Origin of the sequence: Paraburkholderia terricola, assembly GCF_900142195.1 — a bacterium.
GTDB lineage: Bacteria > Pseudomonadota > Gammaproteobacteria > Burkholderiales > Burkholderiaceae > Paraburkholderia > Paraburkholderia terricola.
On record NZ_FRAB01000093.1, the window covers coordinates 1 to 5,083 of the forward strand.

General features: G+C 59.5%; 3 protein-coding genes and 1 pseudogene. 1 reads left to right on the plus strand and 3 read right to left on the minus strand.

Going from position 1 to position 5,083, the window contains the following annotated elements:
- Positions 1-294, plus strand: a pseudogene (locus tag BUE39_RS35845) (transposase); the annotation flags it as partial.
- 104 nt (positions 295-398) lie between these two features.
- On the opposite strand, the gene BUE39_RS34750 reads toward BUE39_RS35845, so the two are convergent.
- From BUE39_RS34750 to BUE39_RS33480, 3 genes are all read right to left on the minus strand, one after another.
- A complete protein-coding gene (locus BUE39_RS34750; RefSeq protein WP_143032057.1) occupies positions 399-1,451 on the minus strand; it encodes a hypothetical protein in 1,053 nt (350 codons plus the stop codon).
- Positions 1,448-4,312 carry an SH3 domain-containing protein gene (locus BUE39_RS33475; protein ID WP_073432962.1) on the minus strand — a complete coding sequence of 955 codons (2,865 nt, stop codon included), beginning with the start codon at positions 4,310-4,312 and terminating at the stop codon, positions 1,448-1,450. Before BUE39_RS33475 ends, BUE39_RS34750 begins: the two co-directional genes overlap by 4 nt.
- A 54-nt stretch (positions 4,313-4,366) precedes the next feature.
- Positions 4,367-5,083: DUF2345 domain-containing protein (locus BUE39_RS33480; RefSeq protein ID WP_143032058.1), on the minus strand; the 717-nt coding region annotated here is incomplete at its 5' end.

Genomic DNA, 5,083 nt, shown 5'->3' on the forward strand with positions numbered 1-5,083 from the left:
AGCCGTGAAGATCCGTTCGAGCATACGTGGCCGACCATACAGCAATGGCTTGAGAGCGAGCCCGGGATTACGGCGAAGAAGCTGCATGAACGCCTCGTCGCGATGGCTCCGGCGATGTATTCCAGTGCCCAGCTTCGGACCCTGCAGCGCCGTGTGAAGGCATGGCGATCGAACCGTGCGAGAGAACTGGTCACAAGGATACTTGGTCATGCGGATGCGGTGAAGGCTGGCGCCGCTACGCAGCGCCAGCCTTCACCACAAAACAACGGGTCCGTGACAACTACCCGGGAGTAACATCATCCCGTGAGGCAACACGACCGGACGTGCTGCTTGACGCTATCCAGGCTCGGGGGAATCGATAAGCCGCCCCACCGATTTAATTTCGGTTGCGGATCGCATTACGGCTTGATCGCCAGCTGATCGACCTTGATCCATCGAAGCAGATGTTTGCCGGAACCATTGACGTAGTCCACATAGGCCCAGCCCGCCGGCGATTGCTTCAATATCGTCACGGCATCGTTCCGGACCAGATACGCCTGACTCGCGTGGGCGTCATCAGGCGCCGTATAAAGCGACGCCTTTCGCGCGGATACGATGGCACGATGCCCCGTTTCCATAGCCGTCGGCGTTGGCTTATCGGCGGTACCTCCGTCCGCGCTTGACAGCGCGGCGTCGATCACGCCTGCATCGCTGTGCGCACCAGCCGCGCGCAAACTGGCTGCAATTCTCCGATAGATCTCACGATTAGCCGACGACGGTGGATCGCAACGCAAAAGATTGTCGGCACCGGAATCCCCGTCGACCAGCGCGCGTGGCGGTTGACCAGCGCTGATAAAGTGCAACAACCGGCTTGCCGACGGACGATCGCTTCTAAGCATCAAGTCGGTCTGATCGTCAGTTCCCCATTGCGCACGCTGACCAGCCTGCCAGCCGGCTCCACATATCTCACCGGTCTGGTCGGCGGTGATGCACCCCGTGCGAATCTCAATGGCGGAACAATATTCCCGGCTCGAGTCGGACTCCGGCTGCCCTGGCCCCGACGATACCGATCCTGACTCAATTCGCCCGATAACAACGTAGTGACCGGATGGCGAGATATTGCTGTCGCTCGGTGGTTCCATTTGCGTTCCTCCCGCTGCCCGATCGCCAGCGCGTGGCAGTAGGCTGAACGTCGCGCCTGTGGGGAAATAAAATACGGCCTGTTTCCATGCACGCTGAGGCAACGGCGCTTGGGGGTTCGCGGCGTTGCCATAAAGAATCGCCGCCCCACCCGGCAAAGCGAACCGGAACGTGGACGACGGGGCGGCGGCAAGTGCTGGCGCAACCGCACCACCGGTCAACAACAACGCCGTCGCAATCGCCACGCCGATACGAAGCGCTTGCGTGCAAGGCGAGCAAATTTCAACCAGAGAAACACTTGCCTTCCTAAATCTGAAGATCGCGTTTTTCAAGATGGCATTCCCAGGATTTGAGCCAAATGAGCGTATCGCTGCGGCGCGACCGACACGCCGTTCACTTGCGCCATATAGCGTGAAGGGCCGTAGTCTTGCAGAATGCTGGTTTCATACGCCGCTCTGTTTGCCCCCCACTCTGCGGGATTACGAGGTGCGTGCGGATTCTGCTGAAAAAAATGATCTAGCGAAGCTTTCATGCTGTTTGCCGTCGCACCAGGTGCATTGACGTCCTGGTCCAGCACGGTCGCGCGGCCCAGTGGCGACTGCAAATAGTCCCTGATCGGGTAATCATAACCACTGGGTTTCTTGCCGATAGCGTGATTGAGGCGATCGACGAAATCCTTGACCTGCAGCTCCTGATAGAGCGGCGACGACACGGCGTGAGCCATCGATGCGACTGGCGGACACTTGACCGGTTTGCCAAAGGTGTCGATCGAACAGTCGCGCCGCAGTGCAGTGTAAAGCTCGTCGCCGATGATCCGAACGCCATTCGTAAATGTGGAATCCGCATACCCCAGCGACGCATCGCCGCCCGAACCGGTGACGGTCCAGCCACAATTGGAGAAATACCGTTGGTAATCGGCCGGATGCGCGTCTCGAAAAGACGCGATCTGAGTGGCCAACTCCCCCCGGCTTTGCGCGCCGCGGATGGTCTTCTGCATTGCTCCGGCGCTGATAATCGCCTTGTCGATCGCCTGAACCGTATCCACCTTGCCTTCGTTCTGCGACATTGCCCGCAAGATTCTCTCCTCGATCTCGCTTAAAGTTCCGTTGGTCCGCATAGTCGCCAACGCCGGACAGGCACCCAACTGAATCGAACCCGAATGCTGCGGCCCGTACCAATACGTGTTTGTAGTCACTTTGAAGCGCGTTCCGGTGACTTCCACGCAGCAGCCGCAAGCACAAGCGTCGGGATCAAAAAAATTCCCCACGACGCCAGCGGGATGGATATGGTAGACGTTCGCGTCCGTTGGCCACCCCATCACTCCGGTGATAGCCGCCCAATATCTAAGCGCATCGATCCGCGTCTTCTCCACCTGCCATACCGGTAGTCCCGCATGCATATGCGAATCCAACGCATCCCACTTGCCCATCTCGCCTCCCCATTCGCTCTCGTATCGCACGATCAGTTGATCAATGCGATCCGCGAGCCACGGTTTGCCGAGCGCCATCTGCAGTTCGTGCGCAGCGATCTTGCCGTCGCGCTGCTCGAGAGCATCAATGGCATCTTCAAGTTTGCGAATGGTCTCATCGGAGCGCGCGCTGTTGAACGAGTCCTCGAAAAGCGCGATCTCATCCGGCGTACCGCTATCGGCAATGAAGAGCGCCCGTTCGAACAAGTCCGAAACCGATGTCTGCAGGTTCACGACATCGAATCCAGGCCAATCCCAAGGACTCTTTAGCTCGACGAGAGGGTGACCGTGATCGCACACCCAGCCATCGACTTGCGTATTGTTCTGATCGGCGATGCTGACCGCGTACCAGATCTTGCTCTCTGCTTCGGCACAATATGGCGCCGATGCCGTGCTAATCACACGTGTCCAGGCGGCCGCTACGCCCCCCGCTGATTGCAAGCTCAGCGGAAACGCGCTCCACGCCGGCCGAGCATCATTGCCATGCCCGTTTTCGCGAGCGATCCAGAGCGCCTGGTTGCTAATCGGATTACCGCTTGCATCAACCCGCAACACCTTCCGCCACGCGCCGCTGTTCGGCGAACCGGGGGCGTCCTTTACGGACGTCCCCTGGGGGATCGACGTATCGGGAACAGACGGCTGCACCAGCTTTGCGCCCTTCGAAATTAGCAATAGGTTGCGCGTTTTCGGGTCGAGCTGCAGTGCTCTAACGCGGCTGCGCGAGATGAACGCGTTGAGATCGTCTCCCGTGAAGACCTCGACATGGAGCAGCGGACGCTCACCTAGCCTGGGCGGCAGCGTATGATGCGCCCGCGCTTCCACGAGTCGCTGGTATTCGCCCATATGTGCGATCGTTTCGCCCGCCGCAATCTTATAAGGCTTTGGGAGGACATACACCTGATCCACAGCCGAAGGCTGGCTTTGCTTGTCCAACTCTCCCAGGAAAACCCATCCGGCCGCTGCATTCGCGGGCATTGCAGCGCCTTCCTGGTAACACTGCACTGCACCTGACACAAAACTTGCGATCTTGCCCCACGAACCGTGTTTCTGGCCAATTTTGATCTGCGTACCGCGCGAAAGCCAACCTAGGACGGCGCTGCCGGCCGCATGCGAAGCGCGCACCCTTAGCCCGGGCTGGCTGTCATCCTCTTGGCCAGCCGCATTCTTGCGGAAATCGTTTGCCTTGTTGCCCACCGTATAAATGTCGGTCGCGCCATAGTACGAGGGCAGCGTCTTCGACGCACCGTAGCCGTCGAGCGGCAGCGTGTGCATATAGAGGCTGAAGAATGTCAAGACTTCTTCGGCAGTCGGGCTTGCGTTCTGCGTCGGCGCGCTGTTTGCGGTATCCGTAGGTTGCGTGGACGGCAGGGCGGGCTCTGGCAATACAAGCCGATGCCGTACGAGCGTGAACCCGCTTGAGTAACCGGCCTTGATCCCCTCCGGATACGCGAGCTCCTGCAGCTTCGCGTTAAGGCGATACGCCACAACCTCACCGTCGGCAATACACCTGACGCCGTGGTCCTGCTCCAACTTGCCAGCCGTCTCCTTCCCGAAATGGATTCCGCCGTGCCAAAGTCCGTTCGCACCGATCGGATAAAAACCGTCTTCCGACGCGCTGAGAGCGCTGAGATAGTCCTCCGGCGCAGGCCGTGCACCGGGGTTCTTCAAAGGAAATGGATACGCCCATCTCTCGACTTTCGACGGCTGTTCCTGTTGTTGCGCCACGCGTTATCCTTCGTTCAAATTGCTGTTGCAAGACTGTGTCGGCCGCCGACGCCGCTACCCCGAAAAATCCACCGCCCGGCGCGGCGCGCTGTCGTTCCACGACGGAAACTTTTCATCGATTCGGGTCGGGCCGTTGAAGCTGTGCTGCGCGCCCTTCACGTCGATGTTGCCCGGAGCGTGAATCTCGATGTTGCCGTCCTTGAGGCGGATATAGGCGCCGCCTGAGGTCAACAGAATTTCGCCCTTGGCGATTGCCTGAATCTGCCCGGTCGCTGAAACGAGCTTGACGCTCTTTTGTGCGGTGAGCTCGATGTTGTCGTTGTGCGCCTGAATCTCCACCTTTCCTTTGGCCGCAAACAGCTTCATTCCGGCGTTCTGGACGAAGAAGCTCAGCTTCTGCGCGACGCTTGCGATCAACGATTTGCCCGTTGCGATGTGCGTGCTCTGTCCGCTCACGAGGTTGGTCTGTGCATCGCTCGCGATGTGAACGGACTGCTGCGTGGACAGGGCGATGCCCGAAGGGCTTCCGAACAGCATGAGCGGTTCTCCGAACGCATTTGCGCTTCCTGTTCCACCGCCTGCGGTGTTCCCACCTGACGATGAACCCGACACGTTGTTCCGTGTCGCGTCGGTGAATGCCTTCAGCGAGTCGTAGCCCTCCCTGAGACTTTCCGCCTGGTGCGCGGTGCTGGCGTCGGACATCGATTCCAGCACGCTTTCGGCATTCACCAGTTGCGAGGTGGTTTGCCGTGCATCGAGCGGCTGGCTGGT